The organism is Photorhabdus sp. RW14-46, from assembly GCF_963887965.1.
Taxonomy (GTDB): domain Bacteria; phylum Pseudomonadota; class Gammaproteobacteria; order Enterobacterales; family Enterobacteriaceae; genus Photorhabdus; species Photorhabdus laumondii.
The window spans coordinates 1-577 of the sequence record NZ_CAWPHH010000123.1 but is presented as its reverse complement, the minus strand read 5'-3'; the positions used below and the strand labels follow the sequence as shown (position 1 = coordinate 577).

Genomic DNA, 577 nt, shown 5'->3' with positions numbered 1-577 from the left:
TGATTGATGCCGGTAACGGGGACGACTACGTTGTTACCTCCGGCAACTACAACCGGGTGGAGACCGGGGAAGGTCAGGATTATGCCGTGACCATCGGGAATAACAACCGGGTTGAGCTGGGTGAAGGTCATGACTTTGGTCGGGTGTTTGGTAATGACAACCAGATTGACGGTAACGCGGGTCACGATGTGATTAAACTGATGGGCTATCATGCGGTAATTAATGGCGGAGAAGGTGATGACCACCTGATAGCGGCCACAATATCGAAATTCAGCCAGTTTGACGGCGGTGAAGGTCAGGATCTGCTGGTGCTGGGGGGATACCAGAACGACTTCCGGGGGGGCGCAGGAGTAGACAGCTTTGTGGTCAGTGGTCAGGTCATTGACAGTCAGGTTGATGATATCAATGCGGAAGATATGATTGTTTTTAACGATATTCACTGGCAAGACTTGTGGTTCCAGCGCAGTGGATATGATCTGGTGTTATCAGTAAACCGTCATATTGAGGATAAAACTGCGCAGGGCGTCTTTGAATCAACAGGGTCAGTCACCTTTAGTGATTACTTTAATGGTAACCG

1 pseudogene is annotated in these 577 nt (G+C 49.7%); it reads left to right on the top strand.

Going from position 1 to position 577, the window contains the following annotated elements:
- A pseudogene (locus AACQ38_RS23860) lies at positions 1-577 on the top strand (hypothetical protein); the annotation flags it as partial.